Origin of the sequence: Croceitalea sp. MTPC5, assembly GCF_036985505.1 — a bacterium.
Taxonomy (GTDB): domain Bacteria; phylum Bacteroidota; class Bacteroidia; order Flavobacteriales; family Flavobacteriaceae; genus Croceitalea.
Window position 1 is genome coordinate 40,370 of record NZ_BTGQ01000007.1, and the last position, 17,425, is coordinate 57,794.

At 37.7% G+C, this 17,425-nt stretch carries 16 protein-coding genes; 2 read left to right on the forward strand and 14 right to left on the reverse strand.

The features are described from left to right. Positions 1-44 precede the first annotated feature (44 nt). The gene (locus tag AACM45_RS18405; protein ID WP_339144480.1) at positions 45-1,316 is read left to right on the forward strand and encodes an ATP-grasp domain-containing protein; all 1,272 of its coding nucleotides are present in this window, start codon (positions 45-47) and stop codon (positions 1,314-1,316) included. 602 nt (positions 1,317-1,918) lie between these two features. Here AACM45_RS18405 and AACM45_RS18410 read toward each other — a convergent pair. Genes AACM45_RS18410 through AACM45_RS18420 form a run of 3 tightly spaced genes read right to left on the reverse strand, consistent with a single transcriptional unit; the run spans position 1,919 to position 4,060 of the window. After that, positions 1,919-2,680, reverse strand: a complete 762-nt coding sequence (locus tag AACM45_RS18410; protein ID WP_339144481.1) for an aldo/keto reductase — start codon at positions 2,678-2,680, stop codon at positions 1,919-1,921. Next, positions 2,668-3,450, reverse strand: coding sequence for a TauD/TfdA family dioxygenase (locus AACM45_RS18415; RefSeq protein ID WP_339144483.1), 783 nt, complete (start codon positions 3,448-3,450; stop codon positions 2,668-2,670). Before AACM45_RS18415 ends, AACM45_RS18410 begins: the two co-directional genes overlap by 13 nt. A gap of 4 nt (positions 3,451-3,454) precedes the next feature. Beyond that, the gene (locus AACM45_RS18420) at positions 3,455-4,060 is read right to left on the reverse strand and encodes a sugar transferase (protein ID WP_339144485.1); all 606 of its coding nucleotides are present in this window, start codon (positions 4,058-4,060) and stop codon (positions 3,455-3,457) included. Positions 4,061-4,943: 883 nt separating this feature from the next. Here AACM45_RS18420 and AACM45_RS18425 point away from each other — a divergent pair. Continuing rightward, positions 4,944-5,723 (forward strand): hypothetical protein, encoded by a 780-nt coding sequence (locus AACM45_RS18425; RefSeq protein WP_339144487.1) that lies wholly within the window; start codon positions 4,944-4,946, stop codon positions 5,721-5,723. Between the two features lie 342 nt (positions 5,724-6,065). Here AACM45_RS18425 and AACM45_RS18430 read toward each other — a convergent pair whose 3' ends face one another. The 11 genes from AACM45_RS18430 to AACM45_RS18480 all read right to left on the reverse strand — a co-directional run bounded on the left by AACM45_RS18430 (position 6,066) and on the right by AACM45_RS18480 (position 17,422). Beyond that, on the reverse strand, positions 6,066-7,322 hold the full coding sequence (locus AACM45_RS18430) for a sulfate adenylyltransferase subunit 1 (protein WP_339144489.1): 1,257 nt from the start codon (positions 7,320-7,322) through the stop codon (positions 6,066-6,068). Positions 7,323-7,340: 18 nt separating this feature from the next. Further along, on the reverse strand, positions 7,341-8,252 hold the full coding sequence (gene cysD, locus AACM45_RS18435) for a sulfate adenylyltransferase subunit CysD (protein ID WP_339144490.1): 912 nt from the start codon (positions 8,250-8,252) through the stop codon (positions 7,341-7,343). A gap of 4 nt (positions 8,253-8,256) precedes the next feature. Continuing rightward, entirely contained in the window at positions 8,257-8,844 is a 588-nt protein-coding gene (gene cysC, locus AACM45_RS18440; RefSeq protein ID WP_339144491.1) for an adenylyl-sulfate kinase, read from the reverse strand. 3 nt (positions 8,845-8,847) lie between these two features. Beyond that, positions 8,848-9,360: a DUF2061 domain-containing protein gene (locus AACM45_RS18445; protein ID WP_339144492.1), complete on the reverse strand. Its 513-nt coding sequence runs from the start codon at positions 9,358-9,360 to the stop codon at positions 8,848-8,850. Beyond that, positions 9,360-10,157 carry a 3'(2'),5'-bisphosphate nucleotidase CysQ gene (cysQ, locus tag AACM45_RS18450; protein WP_339144493.1) on the reverse strand — a complete coding sequence of 266 codons (798 nt, stop codon included), beginning with the start codon at positions 10,155-10,157 and terminating at the stop codon, positions 9,360-9,362. The genes AACM45_RS18445 and cysQ overlap by 1 nt, the downstream gene beginning before the upstream one ends. A gap of 61 nt (positions 10,158-10,218) precedes the next feature. Further along, positions 10,219-11,403: an OmpA family protein gene (locus AACM45_RS18455; RefSeq protein WP_339144494.1), complete on the reverse strand. Its 1,185-nt coding sequence runs from the start codon at positions 11,401-11,403 to the stop codon at positions 10,219-10,221. 113 nt (positions 11,404-11,516) lie between these two features. Further along, the gene (locus AACM45_RS18460) at positions 11,517-11,906 is read right to left on the reverse strand and encodes a hypothetical protein (protein WP_339144495.1); all 390 of its coding nucleotides are present in this window, start codon (positions 11,904-11,906) and stop codon (positions 11,517-11,519) included. 61 nt (positions 11,907-11,967) lie between these two features. Next, positions 11,968-13,110, reverse strand: coding sequence for an N-acetyl-alpha-D-glucosaminyl L-malate synthase BshA (gene bshA / locus AACM45_RS18465; RefSeq protein ID WP_339144497.1), 1,143 nt, complete (start codon positions 13,108-13,110; stop codon positions 11,968-11,970). A 29-nt stretch (positions 13,111-13,139) separates the two neighbouring features. Further along, the gene (locus AACM45_RS18470) at positions 13,140-16,052 is read right to left on the reverse strand and encodes a glycoside hydrolase family 3 N-terminal domain-containing protein (RefSeq protein WP_339144498.1); all 2,913 of its coding nucleotides are present in this window, start codon (positions 16,050-16,052) and stop codon (positions 13,140-13,142) included. Between the two features lie 101 nt (positions 16,053-16,153). Next, entirely contained in the window at positions 16,154-16,636 is a 483-nt protein-coding gene (locus tag AACM45_RS18475) for an ABC transporter ATPase (protein WP_339144500.1), read from the reverse strand. Next, positions 16,637-17,422: a (Fe-S)-binding protein gene (locus tag AACM45_RS18480; protein ID WP_339144502.1), complete on the reverse strand. Its 786-nt coding sequence runs from the start codon at positions 17,420-17,422 to the stop codon at positions 16,637-16,639. It lies immediately after the preceding gene. Positions 17,423-17,425: the final 3 nt, after the last annotated feature.

A 17,425-nucleotide genomic window follows, 5' to 3' on the forward strand; every position in this document is an offset into this window, starting at 1 on the left:
TTCACTTCAAACCCCAGTCTATTAAGGTCAAAAACAAACAGCATATGAAAAAAATTATAATATTAGGAGGAAATCCTGAAACAGGAGTTTTGGTGGATATTGCGGTTCGCATGGGTATATACACTATTGTGGTAGATCCAAATCCCAATGCCCCGGCAAAGAAAAATGCTTCCGAATCGTATGATATTGACGGTTTTGATGTTGATGGCATAGTTCAATTGGCAAAAGAACTTGAGGTAAATGCCATTTTGGTGGGTGTAGCGGATATTCTGGTAAAACCATATTATCAAATATGCGCAAAGCTCAATATACCTTATTATGCAACTCCTAAAGCGGTTGAGGCCTTTTGTAGTAAGGACGGCTTTAAAAAATATTGTGAAGAATATGACATTCAAGATATTCCTGGGATATATCTAGACAAATCAAGTATCGATAAACCAGAAAATCTAGATTACCCATTGATGATCAAGCCTGTTGACAGCGGTGGGGGTGTTGGGATGAAAATTTGCCGTGACGATGAAGATTATAAAGAATCAATCAATACTGCCCTTAAATTTTCAAAAAAAGGGGTTGTTCTGGTAGAAAAGTATATGGATTGCGATGATATGGCTGCCTATTATACTTTTAGAAATGGTGTTCCCTACATTTCAGCTATCTCAGATAGAATTACCACAAAAAGGCAAGGCGATGCGAGTCCTGTTTGTATTGGAGCAGTGTATCCTTCCAAACATTCAGATTTGTTTATAGAACAAGTACATCCAAGGTTATGTGAACTCTTTAAAGGGTTGGAAATCCAAAATGGAGTACTCAATATTCAATTTTTCGTTGAAAATGGTGTAGTCTATGCCTATGACCCCGGCTTTAGATTGCAAGGGGAAGCGCCGCACATACATATCGCCCATATCAATGGATTCGATCACAGGGAAATGTTGGTGAATTATGCCTTTACTGGGGTCATGGGAGAAGATGATTTTGCCAGAAAAAATGATTACAAGTTCAAAGGAAAGATAGCTTGTACCATTTGGGTGCTACTAACGGACGGCGAGATTGGTTCCATTGAGGGCTTGGATGAAGTAAAGAACGATCCAAATACCATATTTGTATTGGAACGATTTAAAGAAAGGGACACCGTTCAAAAAGAATGGTTGGGAACTGAACGACAGGTCTACTCTAGAATATATGTAGTGGCCGAAACTATTGAGGAAATCAATTCTAAAATAAGTACTTTTAAAGAGGTTTTGAAAATCAACGATATCAATGGAGAGAATATGATTTTGGAATGGTTGAAACCTTTTAGGGCATCTGACTATTCCTAATCAAATTGAAAACATCATTTTCGAATCGATTTTAAATATGGTGTTCTATTATTTGGAAATACCTAGTTAACGTGAGTTCGACTTCAGATTTGTATTTTAATAAGGATAAAGACCAATAAATTTAACAGCTGTCACCTCTAGCTCAGTCGAGAGGCCCTTAAAATCAAGAACGGTGTGGGGGTCTCGACTGCGCTCGACCTGACAATTAAACATAAACCATTGAAAGTTCATGTCGAACCCACGACAGTTAGATTTGGGAACTTCGTCCCCGTTTAGCCGTTTTATGGACTACAGGAAAATCTATGGTTTTTAGCACATTGTTTTTCACAAAATACTGCTTATGCTATGGAATGTTCTTGACTTAGTTAAGGACACTATTGGTCGATATCATAAAAATTATCGAAATTACTTTGAAACCATATGGGTTTTAGTCCCTAAAAGCTATAACTACTTGTCCACAAGAATTCAAAATTTTCTTGTATTAAAATTCGGTTTCAGATGAAAAAGAATGCTAGGAATATTGTTTTAGAAATTTTCAAGGTTCTTAACAACCTACTTGATTAATAGCAAGTTCTTATAGCAAAACAAGGTCTACTTAGAAATCACATAGTATCAAAATAAGTTTTAAAGGGGAGCAGTTGCTCCGTGCTGTTGATTCCGATTATTTTAGTGATAACGGAATCATGACTATCAACAAAATCAAGACACTGATGAATCTCTTTCGTACTATCACTAACATCTTTTGAAATCAATTTTCCCGCAAAAAAAGGTCTTATTGCTATAAAAGGAAGCTCATTTGCAAAAGTAGCGTATTCTAATTCTTCTTTATTTAGATATGAGATAATCCCATCAACTTCTTCAAATTCCATTACCTCCTTAGCAAAAACCACGGAATAAGGAAAACTGAAAATGGATTTCACCTTACCTTGTTTCTTGAGCTTCGATAGGCAAGATTTTATTTCCTGTTTTTGGTTCTCAAGTGTAGCTAGCCTATCTTCATCATTAATCGGTTTTGATCTCACAAGCCATTGTAATACATCTATTTGCCCAATATCCAGTGCTTTTAATTGATTTTCTACCCTTTGCATCAATTTTTTAGTTGAGAATCCGTCATCATCCTCAAAATGGGGAGATGCCAACTTTACGATATGTTTAATATCGGTTTTACGGGAAACCGTTTTTAGTGCACTTGTATATAGGCTGTATGAATTGTATTCAAAGGAAGAATGATGGGTAGTTATCCCGATATCGAAACTACTTTCAATCAACTTTGTCACTTGTTTCGCAGTGAGTGACTTATCATGAAACCTCATAGTACCCAAAGAAATACTACTGAGATTTAGCTCTTTTATTAGTCCTTCCAATTAAAGCCCGTTTTCCATATAAATCGATCATTGGTCTTTTTCACATCATAGGAAGTCCTACCATGAAGTACTAAGTCATCCCACCAAAGTACGGCTTCACCTGGATTTAGTGTCACTTTTTCAGCCATATGGGAATGTGCCACATAACCTTGTAAAAAATCAAAAAACTCTTTGTTTAGTAATTTATGTTCTTCGGTTTCGTTTGGATCAATACAATAGTAATTATAATTGAATTGGATTTGTCCATCTTCCTTGATATCGATAATTCTTTCAGACCTATATTGTTCGGCCTTGCTGTATTTAATTTTATCGGAAGTTTTTAATTTTTCCAATAGCTCAGGGGCATTTTCTTCCATATATTCAATAAGAACAGGACCATCTATAAATGTCGTTGCACCACCTTTAACGGCCTTATTGATACAGTAAAATATCATAATATCCGCAGCATTGTCATGACTATACGCTCCATCGGTATGCAAGGGTTGCGCATTTTTACTGTGTCTAAATGCAGCCATATCCGGCACATCCGCATCATATCTTATCTCCAACCATTTTTCCCCGGTGGTTACCCCCCCTTTGGTAAAATCTTCACCGATACTCAAAGGTTCTCCGACATTTTCCGTGAATAAATCATAGAAAGCCCTGAGATCCCCCAAATACCATTCAGGTATGATCTTTATTACTTTATATTTCTTAAGAGCTTCTCTAACTATCTTTGCAGCCTCAAGAGGATCGTTGGTTCTTAATTTCACTTCCGTTATAAAATCCATATTATTAATTTTTTCCATTAAAAAATACCGCAGTGGCTTGACCATCCATATTTACATCCGAGAATTTAAAAATTTTAACCCCTGTTAAAAAGAGTATTTTCAAGTCCAGAAAAAAATTGGCATTGTCAACATACCAAACATCAAGTTCGAATTTTTTGGTCCAATTAAGGTTGTTTCTACCATTAATCTGCGCCCAACCAGTAATTCCTGGTTTTACATTATGTCTTTGCTTTTGAAAGTCATTGTACGTACCAAGATACTCAGCAGTTAGGGGTCTAGGCCCAACCAAGCTCATATCACCTTTCAAAATATTAAATAATTGTGGTAGTTCATCAAAAGACATTTTCCTGACAAAACTACCCAGTTTAGACAAGCGTTCGCTATCTGGTAATAATTGCCCATTTACGTCTTTTTTATTGTTCATCGTCCTGAACTTAATAATATTGAAGACACTCTGTCCCTTACCGCCACGAGCTTGCACAAAAAATGGTCTTCCACCATTATTTACAAATAGAATCGTTGTTATAATTACGAAAAAGGGTAAAGAAATCAACAGAAGAAGTAATGCAAACAAATAATCGAAAAAAGGCTTAATCAAATGATGATACATGACTAACGAGTATGTTTAAAAATTTTATATCAACCATATCTACGGTTATTTTCAAATTTCCATTCGGACGTAAAATTACGCCAAAAAAAAAATCGCACAAGCAAAGTACTTTAAAATGTAGATTATTTCGGTAAACAGCTCTTCAATCAATAATTGATACTAATCAAGATTAAAACCCATGTAAAAAATACTAAGGGATGTTCATAATGTGTTGGGTTGGGTAACTAATATATCATTAACTCCAATAATTGGATAAAATGATTACTCGTCCTTTATTATAAATTGAATTGTTCTGACTAGTTCCAAGACCATTCCATGTTTACTTACATTTTTAAAAAAATGGACCGGAGGCAGATTTATATGTAGGGTATTTCGAACTGTCCCCTGTTTTTCGAAAAATAACGTTCCTCTTTTTAGCACGAATTTTAAGTCCCATGGTCTGAAGTAGTTTAAACAAGCGCATATGAAAATCAAAAAAGGAACTCCTTGGAGCGACAAGTGTATGTTGAAATTAATTTTTGCAGTTCGCTTAATTGTGGAATTTAATCGAATAAAAATCTATTAAAAGCCGTAAATATCAAAATAGAAAACCTAATTTTATCATGATTAAGGCATTCTGGGAATCTGATAATAGGAGATGGCCTTTGCACCATTGAGTGGCACACAATTGAAAAGAGACAGTGTTTTCGGCAAAATGAAAAAACCCAGTGTTACGAAAAGTCATCAAGGTTGGTTTAAGGTTAAATATGCTTATGATTTTTTGTTAGCGCGTCAAGGGAACCAAAGTTTAGATTGATTGGGATTGCTTTTTTTAGTTCTTCATGAAACACAACAATAATGGGTCATAAATAACGTTTTTTTACCGTAAAGAGATTACTTTCCTATGCTGACATTTATTGTACCCCTTAGAAGTAAAACTGTGACTTCTGACTGGACTTCTGTCACACGTCTTTTGAACCGAACCTTAAATTCCGTTTGCAATCAGTCAAATGAAAATTTCAATGTCATCGTGGCATGTCATGAAATACCTGAAACGGAGTTTACTAGTAATTCAAGAGTAAAATTTTTACAGGTGGACTTTCAACCGCCTATATTGAAAAATGAGGCATCAGATAGGTGGGTAAAAGAAGCGGATAAGGGCAGAAAAATAAAATTTGCCGTTGATTATGCCAAAAGTAAAGGTGCGTCATATATAATGACAGTTGACTCTGATGATTGTATAAGTAATAAAATATGTGATTTTGTTGCTAAAAACACAAAAGCATCAACTGCCGGTTGGTATGTGAAAAAAGGATATCTATACCCCGAAGGCAAAAAATATACGTTTTTGAACTTAAAAAATTTCAACACGCTTTGTGGTTCTTGTGTAATCATAAAACCTCATCTTGTCGATTTTATGTATGGCGAAAACTTCTGGTTTGATCATGAAAGAACAATTTTTGATGGCAATCTATCCTTAATCCCACTTCCGTTTCCTGGTGCCCTATATAGTATGCTCAATGGGACAAATCATGTACTTGATCATGAGGAAATGAGAAAAAGAATAAGTATCAACGACTTTAGCAGGAAATCCATCCAGACATTCTTCAGAAGGCTAGGAAAATATGTATTGGTTCCAACTGCATTTATCAAAGACGAGTTTTCAATTCATTACAGTAATTGAGTTAAAACGCTTCCAATATCCCTTTTGTAAATAATCGAAACCCAAAAAAAGTGATACCCCTCATAGAGAATTTTTTGCCATATCCCTCGTTCGTTAAATGACACTAATTGTGGCTTTCACGCACATTTAAAGCAATACGAAATTAAAGTAATTTAACACATCGTAATTTAATGTAAGAACCAAGACAAAGCATTTTTTTTCCATTTTAGAAAGAAAGATAGAAAGTATCTATTCTCATTAGAACCCGTCTTTAAAAAATGCATCTACATTCTTCAACCTACAATAGGGTAATTATATCATCGGACTTTGATTACCATAAATGTATTGTATTATAGGCTAAGATTATACCACCATACCAGCTGCCACTGTTTCATTCGTATTTTCATCAATCAAAATAATACTTCCCGTTATCCTGTTATCCCTATAAGAATCTATCATCAGGGGTTTTACCGTTCTTATTTTTACTTTACAAATATCGTTCATCCGTAATTCTTTATCATCAAACTTACGTCCCAGTGAATTTATATCGATTTTATAAATTACTTCTTTGATTATTGCAGTCTGTTCATTTGTTGTATGCTTTACCGTATACTTTGTTCTAGGTTTAGCAGTTTCACTATTTAACCAACAGAGCATTACTTCCATTTCCTGAGATGGTTCAGGCATATTTTTTGACCTAACAATCATGTCCCCTCTTGCAATGTCAATATCATCTTCCAACGTAATAGACACCGACATAGGGGCAAATGCTTCCTCAATCTCCCCTGCAGGACCTTCTATCGCTTTTATCGTAGAGGTAAACCCTGATGGAAGTACTGTTATGGGCTCTCCAGTTCTAAAAATCCCACTGGTTATACGTCCAGCATAACCGCGATAATCTATAAATCCGTCACGTTGGGGACGTAATACGGTCTGCACTGGAAATCGGGAATCCACTTTATTGATATCGCTACTGATATGAAGTGTTTCAAGGGTATGAAGGAGTGGTGCCCCTTTGTACCACGCCATATTTTCTGAACGATTGACCACATTATCCCCCAAAAGGGCACTTATAGGTATAAACCTAACATCTTTTACCAATAATTTCGTGGAAAAATCCTCAAATTGTTTTAAAACTTTATTGTATGCTTCTTCTTTAAAATCGACCAAGTCCATTTTATTAATACATACAATCAAGTGCGGGATTTGAAGCAATGAAGCTATGAAAACGTGCCTTTTTGTTTGCTCTATCACCCCATGCCGGGCATCAACCAAGATGATAGCTGCATTAGCCGTAGAAGCCCCAGTGACCATATTCCGTGTATATTGAATATGTCCTGGTGTATCGGCAATTATAAACTTTCGCTTTGGCGTGGTAAAATAACGGTAGGCAACATCAATGGTAATACCCTGTTCCCGTTCATCTCTCAATCCATCTGTAAAAAGTGCCAAATCCACACCTTCATGGCCTTTTTGTTTACTCGTATTTTCTATAGCTTCCAGTTGGTCTTCAAATATTGATTTTGAATCATAAAGCAGACGTCCAATAAGGGTGCTTTTACCATCATCAACACTTCCGGCAGTTGTAAATCTTAGTAATTGGTTATCGTGTATGCTCATAGTATTTATTTCAATTTTCTAAAAATAACCTTGTTTTTTGCGGTCCTCCATAGCTGTCTCCGATCTTTTGTCATCAGATCTATTGCCCCTTTCGGTTTGGCGCATTGCTGACACTTCTTCCACTACTTTTTCAAGGGTATCCGCGTCAGATTCAATACCTCCGGTAATGGTGATATCGCCAAGGGTCCTGAAACGTATTTTCTTGGTTTCGATTTTTTCATTATCCTCTAAAATCAGAAATTCGGATTTTGGTATCCATGAGTCGTTTCTCCATACAACTTGGCGCTCATGGGCCAAATACAATGAAGGGACTTGTATTTTCTCTCTAAGTATGTAATTCCAAACATCCATTTCTGTCCAATTGCTAATGGGAAAGACCCTAAAATGTTCTCCTTCAAAATATTTTCCATTGAAGAGATTCCAAAGCTCGGGCCTTTGATTTTTTGGATCCCACTGGCCAAAATCATCTCGATGGGAGAAGAATCGTTCTTTAGCCCTCGCTTTTTCTTCATCCCGCCTTCCGCCTCCTATGGCACAATCTATTTTGTTAGATTCTATTGCATCAAGAAGTGTGGTAATCTGAAGGGCATTACGGGTCGCATTTTTACCTTTTTCTTCAGCAACCCTTCCTTGATCTATCGATTCTTGAACAGAACCTACAATTAAACGGGCACCCAATTCATCAATAAGATCATCTCGAAACTTGATGGTTTCAGGAAAATTATGCCCGGTATCAACGTGCATTAATGCAAATGGAATCTTACATGGATGAAATGCTTTTTTCGCCAAATGGGTTACAACAATGGAATCTTTTCCTCCTGAAAAAAGAATAACAGGCTTTTGAAACTGCGCCCATACCTCTCGCAAAACATATATTGCCTCTGATTCAAGCTCATCAATATAGTTCAATGAGTAATTGTACTCGTTCATATTTTTATTTTAAGTGTTTTTCAATCGCTTTGTATATCATTTCAACTGATTCTTCAATTGAGTTGTTCTCAGTAACTTCCACATGAGGACTTTTTGGGGTTTCATATGGAGCTGATATTCCAGTCATATTCGAAATCTCTCCTCGCCTTGCCTTGGCATATAGCCCTTTCACATCACGTCGCTCACACACTTCAAGACTTGTATTAACAAAAACCTCAACATAGTTCTCAGTTCCAACTGCATGCCTTATGGCTTTTCTATCTTTTTCATACGGAGCCACGAATGCAGCCAAGACCACTAAGCCTGCATCTATGAACAACTTAGATATTTCAGAAATCCTCCTTATATTTTCAGTTCTATCTTCAGGGCTAAAAGAAAGGTTTTTATTAATACCACTTCTAATATTATCACCGTCTAAAGTGTAAGTATGAATACCATTATCATGTAATCTTTGTTCCACGGCATTTGCAATTGTTGATTTTCCAGATCCCGAAAGACCTGTAAAAAAAATTAAAAAAGAACTGTGCCCATGAAGTTTTTGTCTTTCAGTTCTCGATATTTTATAAGTATGGGGAATTATATTGTTACTCATGATCTAACTAATTTTAGGTCCAAAATTAGAAGTTTTAACTTGGTCATCCTTATCCTTTGATTTTATTTTTTGCTTTTTAAAGGTAGAGACGGTCTTTGACCTCATTTTTTTCAATCTCCTCTTGATAAGACCAAAATTCAATCGATACCAAATTCTTTCATGAACATAATAAAGAACCATTTTAGAAATAACCTCAAAACCACCTATTTTCAACCCTACCATCGGATTTCCTGAGATTAACCATGAAAGTAAAATGGTATCCATAGTGCCAATAAAACGCCATGAAAATGTTTTGGCCAAATGCCTTCTTTTACTTTCTGGTATGGGAATTCTTATCCAAAGGCGCTCATGAAAATAATAAAGTACCATTTTGGTAAAAACTTCAGCGGAACCAATTTTCAAACCTGTCAATGGATTACCGGTAATTATCCATGAAATAACAATGGTGTCCATTGTACCCAGAATTCGCCAGGTAATGGTTTTCGCAAGGTGTCTTTTGTACGAAATCTTAGCCATCAGTTACTAACCAGGAAATATGGGTTCAAAAGATTCTCTTTGTTGTATAACAGGGAACGGTTTGTGTCTTGGGCAATTACTTTAAGACCGACGGCACTACAAATCGCTTGACCCGCGGCAGTATCCCATTCCATGGTAGGTGCAAATCTCGGATAAATGTCTGCTTTACCCTCTGCCACTAGGCAAAATTTAAGTGAGCTTCCCTTTGATACAATTTCTACGTTCCCGTATTTTGACTTTAAATGATTTACAAAATTCGCCGTATCCTCATTCATATGAGATCGACTGCCCACAACCCTTATTGTACCGCCAACACCCATTGAAGGTGATATTTTATTTTTGATATCAAACAGCGCTCCTTTAATGTTATGATTTTCATCAAGTATCACTTTTGACGCCCCGTCCATTTTAGCATGCGAAAAGTAAAGTTCCCTAGAAACAGGAACATAAATCACTCCCAATATAGGGTTGCCATTCTCGACAAGTGCAATATTCACTGTAAACTCACCATTCTTCTTTATGAACTCCTTGGTACCATCTAGTGGATCTACCACCCAACATGTGCCCCAATCTTTTCTAGTTGAAAAATCAACTTCCTTGTTTTCCTCACTTATTATGTGAATTCCTGTATTATCAAGGAAACCCATGATAACTGAATTGGAGTTTAAATCAGCCTGTGTAAGTGGTGAATCATCCTTTTTGCCCTCAAAGCTTATCTTATCGTCCTCATATATTTTCAGGATTTCTTTACCCGCTTCTATTGACGCTAGAATGGCAATGTCCAGTAAATCAGACATTGATTTTGATTTTTTTGTATTGGTTTTCAAGTTGATCATCAAAGATTTGTTAACAATATAGTTAGTCTTGGGCCCAAATTACTCCGAATTCGGACCTTCTATTTTTACCGTGTTTTTCTTCGGTACAATACACCCCATCATCACAATCATTAGTCAACTCTTCTTCGCCTTTGGCTTCGCCCTGCAACCTATTAACGGCCACCCCATTTGCCGTCAAATAATCTATAGTGCGTTTGACACGCCGCTCTGATAACCATAAATTGTACTTGTCAGATCCCCGGGCATCCGTATGCGAGGCTATTTTCAAAATCAAAGAAGGGTTTTCATTCAAAATCTTGGTAAGTTTATCCAACAATACCTTATCCTGGGTATTTAAATATGAGGAATTCAAATCAAAATACACAAGACCCAATGCACTGATTTCTTTTTCGACCAAACTCCGTTTAGCCTCTTCTTCTTCAAGTCTTTTCTTTTCTAATTCGGCAAGTTTTGCAGCTTCTCGTTCCCTTTTTAAGCGATCTGCAAGCTCTTTTGCTTCTCGCTCTGCTCTAGCAACTTCCGCTATGGAATCTTGTACTCGTTGTTGTTCTTTTTCAAGTTCTTCAAGCAAGGTAAGTTTTTCTTCTCCTTTACTGGATAAACCCTTCTCAATTCCAAATCGATATACCACACCAGCCGCATGTTGAATATGGTTGGTAGAGTTTTCTGAGTTCATCGTCCACTTACCCATAGAACTAAAATCCAGTCCCCATTTATCAGAGAACCATGTTCTGAAACCAATATTGGCATTGTACGTTCCGCGACCTTGGTTATTGGCATCGGTGTAGCCAATACCGACCCCTACATAGGGATCAAACCACCCCGTTTCTCCAATAATTTTGTTCAGGTCATAGTTTGCCCTGATATCAAGGGCATAATAATTAATATCTTCCATGAGAATATCCCCATCTACGATATTACCCTCTTGATAGCGGTTAAAGGCACCTATCGCTTCCAATCCCAAACCGCTTTTGAAATACTTACCGATACTTAATCGAGATGGGAAAGGGACTATATTCCAATTATCACTGAAATTGAATACATCGGAAAATTCAGAACCCGCATCATCAACGGCATTAAATCCAACTCCAAAAATCCAAGAACTTAAGACAATACTGTCTTTTTTAGTGATTTTCACATCTTGGGAGTGACTTAAGTCAGTTGCTAATAAAACAACGCCAAGCATCAAAAGCTTTTCTAACCTCATAATCGTGTAATTTGGGGATTACCGGAGCAAATGTAATGCAAAATGGCGTATTGGATGAAAATGTACTTTTAAAGGCAGGTATTCTCGATTAGTTGCCCAAAGAAAATAGGCGCCTATCGTTTAATAAAAGAAATAGACTTACGATTTTTTACCATTTTATAAAGACAAAATGGGTGAGAAATAGCAGTATTACTTGGTTCATTGGGCTCTGCCCTAACTACAATTGTGATTGTATCCTCAGTTTCCCCTTCCTTAGTTAAAAATAATCTTTTAACGTTTTGATGTGCCCCTCCATAGGCAAGAACGACCACTTCTTTAGAAAAATCAATATTGGGAACTGGAATACCCGGTTTCCTGGTCTGGTTCACTTTCCTAAAAAAATCATTCAACGATTTAAAATCGGTGATGACCAAGGTCTGCAGACTATCAGGGGTGTAATAGGAATCTTCAACCAATGGGGCCAATACGATACCTTTTTCATTCGTTTTTTCCGTTTCATCCAACTTTTGGCTTTTACAACAAACAGCAAAGAACACGAAATGTAAAGAAAACAGTACCCAATTTTTAATAGGAAGTCTTATAACGCGACTTATAGGCTTTTTCATATACTTCTTCATATAGTGGAAGGATGTTCAGAATATCAAAATTCGATGCCACATGACGTGCATTCTGCTTAAACTCTTGTAAAAGCTTTTCATTGCTTAAAAGCTTGATTGCATTGTTCGACATGTCCTTGACGTCGCCTACTTCACTTAAAAATCCGGTTACCCCATGCTGGTTTACTTCTGGAATACCCCCTGTATTACTTGAAATTACAGCCACCCTGTTGATCATGGCCTCTAAAGCCGCTAAACCGAAACTCTCTGATTCCGATGGTAATAAGAACAAATCTGAAAAACATAAAATACGATCTATTTCATTACTGTTACCCAGAAAAAGCACTTTATCCATTATACCTAGTTCTTCACATAGCAATTCGGCATGTTCTTTTTCAGGTCCCTCCCCGACCATAATAAGTTTCGAAGCCACCTTTTTTTGGACCTCAAAGAATATCTTCACAACATCAGGGATTCGTTTTACCTTCCTGAAATTACTGATATGCGTTATTATCTTTTCATCTTCCCTTGCCATTAGCGAACGTTGGCAATCGGTATAGCCTGAACTGTATTTATTGCTATCAATAAAATTCGGTATCACCGAAATATCTTGTTCAACCTTAAAAATGTCAAGCGTCTTGCGTTTTAAATCCTCAGAAACCGAGGTAACCACATCTGATTTATTAATGCTAAAAGTGACCGCAGGTTTGTAAAAAGGGTGATTGCCTACTAAAGTAATATCAGTGCCATGAAGCGTTGTTATCATAGGAATGTATATCCCTTCTTCTTTCAACATTTTCTTGGCCATATAGCCCGCATAGGCATGGGGTATGGCATAATGTACATGCAACACCTCAATATTGTAAAGCTTAATGGTATCTACCAACTTGCTAGATAGCGCCAATTCGTAAGGTTGATACCTGAATAAGGGATATTCGGGTACATGGACCTCATGAAAGTGAATATTATTGCTTAAAAGCTCTAGCCTTACGGGTTGACGATAAGTGACAAAATGTATTTCATGTCCCCGTTCTGCCAGGGCAATACCTAATTCCGTTGCAACGACCCCGCTTCCACCAAAAGTTGGATAACAAACGATAGCTATTTTCATAAGGTTAAAATTAGGCTATTATTAATGGATTAATTGATAATGGAATCATAAATCACTTGTTGGATCCGTGTTCGAAGGCCGGATTTCACCAAGAGATTGTTGGTCATCGTAGGATAGGTGCGATTTGATAGGAAGACATAGACCAACTCTTCTTCGGGATCCGCCCAAGTATAGGTTCCAGTAAAGCCACTATGTCCAAAACTTTTAGGGGAAACACAACCACAGGTCGGTCCTTTGTCTTTCAGCTGGGGCTTATCAAAGCCCACCCCCCTTCGAACATCTTCATGACAAAAATAACAGGTATTGAACTTTTTAATGGTTCTTGACTCTAAAAAGCGTTCGCCACCGTAATAGCCGCCTTGCAGGTACATCTGCATTATTTTGGCCACATCATTGGCATTGCTGAAAAGTCCGGCGTGACCACCTACCCCACCCTGCATGGCCGCACCCATATCATGAACATACCCTTGAACCGTTTGATACCTGAAATAATTATCTTCCTCGGTGGGGATTATCTCTGATTTCTTATGCCTATTAATAGGATTATAGGTCGTTCTTGTGGCTCCGAGTGATTTATACAGAAAATCATTGGCCAGAACGTCCAAGTCATTTTGATAGGTGTCTTCGATATACTTTTTAAACACATAATAAGCAACATCACTGTAACGATAACGGTTCGATTTCAACTCTTGTCGACCTATACGATTGTATATCGAGTCTTGGTATACATTCGTCAAATACATACCATCAAATACTTTTATGGAATACTCTTCAGTAGGAACATTTTTATAAAACTCTTGGGATGGCCTTCTATCCTCATTTAGGGTGCTGACATAAAAAGCAATCCACGCGGGCAAGCGCCCATAATGCGATAAGGCTTTTAAAACAGTAACATTTTTAAGGTCAGAGTCTTTATATTCGGGTATTAAATCTTGAAAGGTATCATTCAACCTCAATTTGTTCTCCTCTTCCATTTTCATGATCAATGGAAGTGTTCCCAAAATTTTGGTCAATGAGGCCAAATCATACAAGTGCTCTTTGCTAACGCTATCTTTCGAATTGTATGTTGGTTTGCCAAAACTCTTGTTGTAAATGATTTTCCCCTTTTTGGCGACCAATACCTGTGCACCGGGAAACATCATGGAATCTATCCCCATTTGCACAAGACTATCCACTCCAGTCAATTTTTTGGAATCCAACCCAACACGTTCCGGAATACTGTAGCCTAATCTGGCTATCCCTTTAACATGCTCTCCTGAATTAACGGGAAAAATCGAATTTGCCGAAACCGGAAGTCTTCCATTCACGGCAATGGCCCCAAAAATCGCCTGTGCCGTTTTCTCTTGGGCGACCCTACTATTTTGATAGCCAACGATAACGGCATCAATTTGATCAAAATTAATGACATCCAACAAGGCGTAAGGTTTTGTGAACACGGCCAAAATGGTATTACTGGTTCGCATCCTAGAAATTTCTTGAAGCCAAAAAAGTTCATTTGCAGAAAACTTATGGGCTTTCCAAGGGCTTTCATTACTCTTATGAAGCCCAATGATCACTAAATTAAACTGCTTCAATTTTTCTTTATACGAAGCAACATCCTTAGCCGAGATCTCGGTTACCTCACCATATCTTTTTAAGGTGTTCAAAAAATGTTCCCCTGATTCCTCCCCAAATCTTACGTATGCGATTTTCTTTTTCTCCAATTTTCGCATAGGCAGTAATGAAAACCGGTTTTTAACCACGGTAATGGCATTTTCAATGGCACTCTCGTAAACTAGATCATCTTTTACCGTATTCAAGTCATGGTAAAGACCATCTAATTTAATTGGTCGGTAATCATTCAAGCCGACCTTATATTTTGCCATCAAAATTTTCTTTACGGATTCCGATAGGCGTTCTTCGGTAATTCTTCCCTCTCGATATGCCTGTAATAGCTTATTCTTGGCATTCATCAGGTCTACCGGCATTAACAACAAATCGTTTCCTGCGAGAAAAGCGGAAAGCTCCACTTCACCCTCAGGGGCGAATTCTGAAACCGCCTTCATATTCAAGGCATCAGTAAACACCAGACCTTCGAAACCCAATTCGTTCTTGAGTTTCTCGGTTATGATTGGTTTTGATAAGGAAGACGGAAAGCCTTCACGACTTTCTAAGCTCGGTATATTCAAATGGGCTACCATAACGCTGCTCAGTCCTGCCTTTATCAACTGGCGATAAGGATACATCTCAATACTATCTAAACGTTCTTTCGTAAAATCTAAATAAGGTAATGCATGATGTGAATCCGTAGCAGTGTCACCATGACCCGGAAAGTGTTTTCCTGATGACAAAACCCCAGCGCTTTCGAGTCCCTTCATAAACGCAATGCCCTTTCTGGTTACATTCTCTCGGTCTTCCCCAAAAGAACGATTACCGATGATGGGATTTTTAGGATTGATATTGATGTCAACATCGGGAGCAAAATTGATATGAACCCCCAATCGCTTCGCGTGTTCTCCAATTCGACGCCCTACCTTTTCCACAATGCTATCGTTTTGAATTGCCCCCAAGGTCATATTCCATGGAAAAGCATATGTCGAATCTAATCGCATTGCCAACCCCCATTCGGCATCCATACCTATCAACAACGGTGTTTTTGAGGTTTTTTGATAGGTATTGGTCAGTTTTGCCTGACGTACGGGTCCGCCTGTTGAAAAAATAACCCCCCCTATATGGTGTTCCTTTATCAGTTGCCCGACTTTTTCCGTTGCGGATTTATTTTGACTTGATGCTACGCTTACCATAAAAAGTTGCCCGATACGTTCTTCCAATGACATGGCGGCGTACCTCGCATCTACCCAACTTTGTTGCGCCAAAATATCCGTTGTGTACAAAGGGTTGACTTGTGCCAGGGCAATAAAAGGAATCAATAAGAAAAAGGCTAAGTAAAAATTTCTCCGCATACTAAATCGTCTAGGGAATCAACTTATTGCAGTTAAAAATATTGTATTTCATCGAAGAAATTCATAAAACAAAGGGAATATCAAGGTTTTTAGGATAAAATTCACATAAAGCGTGCATGCCAGCTTTCAGAGGCGGGTACCTCCCAATTCTCAAGGTACTCTTGTTTGGTAGCAACCAAGTTGTTAAAAACAATCGTGTTCTTTGAAACGGCCCTGTCTTTGGCCATTTTTTTAAAATCCTTTAAGTTTTTGTACGCGATATACTCACCTTGCTTGTACGAAACATTCATCTTATCTAAAAGATCGACTTTGAATTTCTCCTCCAATGATTGAATGAAATGTACTGAGGCATCAATAGAACAGCCCGAAGCGCTAGCCATGGATTGATCAAGACCAATTACAATGAAGCGGTTGTATCGTAATTCATACGCCGCTCGTAGACTACTTCCATGTGCCGTCCATTCTTCTAAAAAACCGGACAGTCCATTTTTAACCTCAACGACTTCCTCATCAGAAAAAGTCCTATTGCATTGATAGATCCATATTCGGGATGTATCGGGTAACGATTGAAAATCAACTAACATTTAAATGGAGTTTGCAATTAATTCCGCTACATCCAAAACGGCGATACTAGCTTCTTTTTCATGGGCTTTAATACCATCGGTCATCATCGTATTGCAATAGGGACAACCGGTGGCTATGATATTGGGATTGGTCTCTAAAGCGTCTTTTGTTCGCAATACATTTATATCCATATCACCCTTTTCGGGCTCTTTAAACATTTGTGCACCTCCGGCACCACAACACAAGGCCGTTTTTTTATGCCTTTTCATTTCTACGATATCGGCATTGGTCTTTTTGAGTATTTCCCTGGGTGCATCATAAACGGCGTTTGCCCTACCTAAATAGCACGGGTCGTGAAACGTAATTCGTTTTTCCTTATAAACCCGTCCCTCTAATGACAAACGACCACTATCCAATAACTCTTTGATATACTGGGTATGATGCACTACATCATACTTTCCACCCAAGCTTGGGTATTCATTTTTCAACGTATTGAAAGAGTGTGGGTCACAAGTAACGATACGCTTTATTTCATAACCGTTCAACACTTCAATATTCATCATGGCCTGCATTTGGAACAAAAACTCATTACCGGCCCTTTTGGCAACATCACCGGTACAGCTTTCTTCCGATCCTAAAACCGCAAAGTCCACACTGGCCTTATTCAATATTTTTACAAATGCCCTTGAAATCTTCTTGGCCCTATCGTCGTAGCTCCCTGCAGAACCTACCCAAAATAATATTTCGGGTTGTTTGCCTTGGGCAACAAATTCTTCCATGGTTTTTACCACAAGTGCTTCACTCATAAG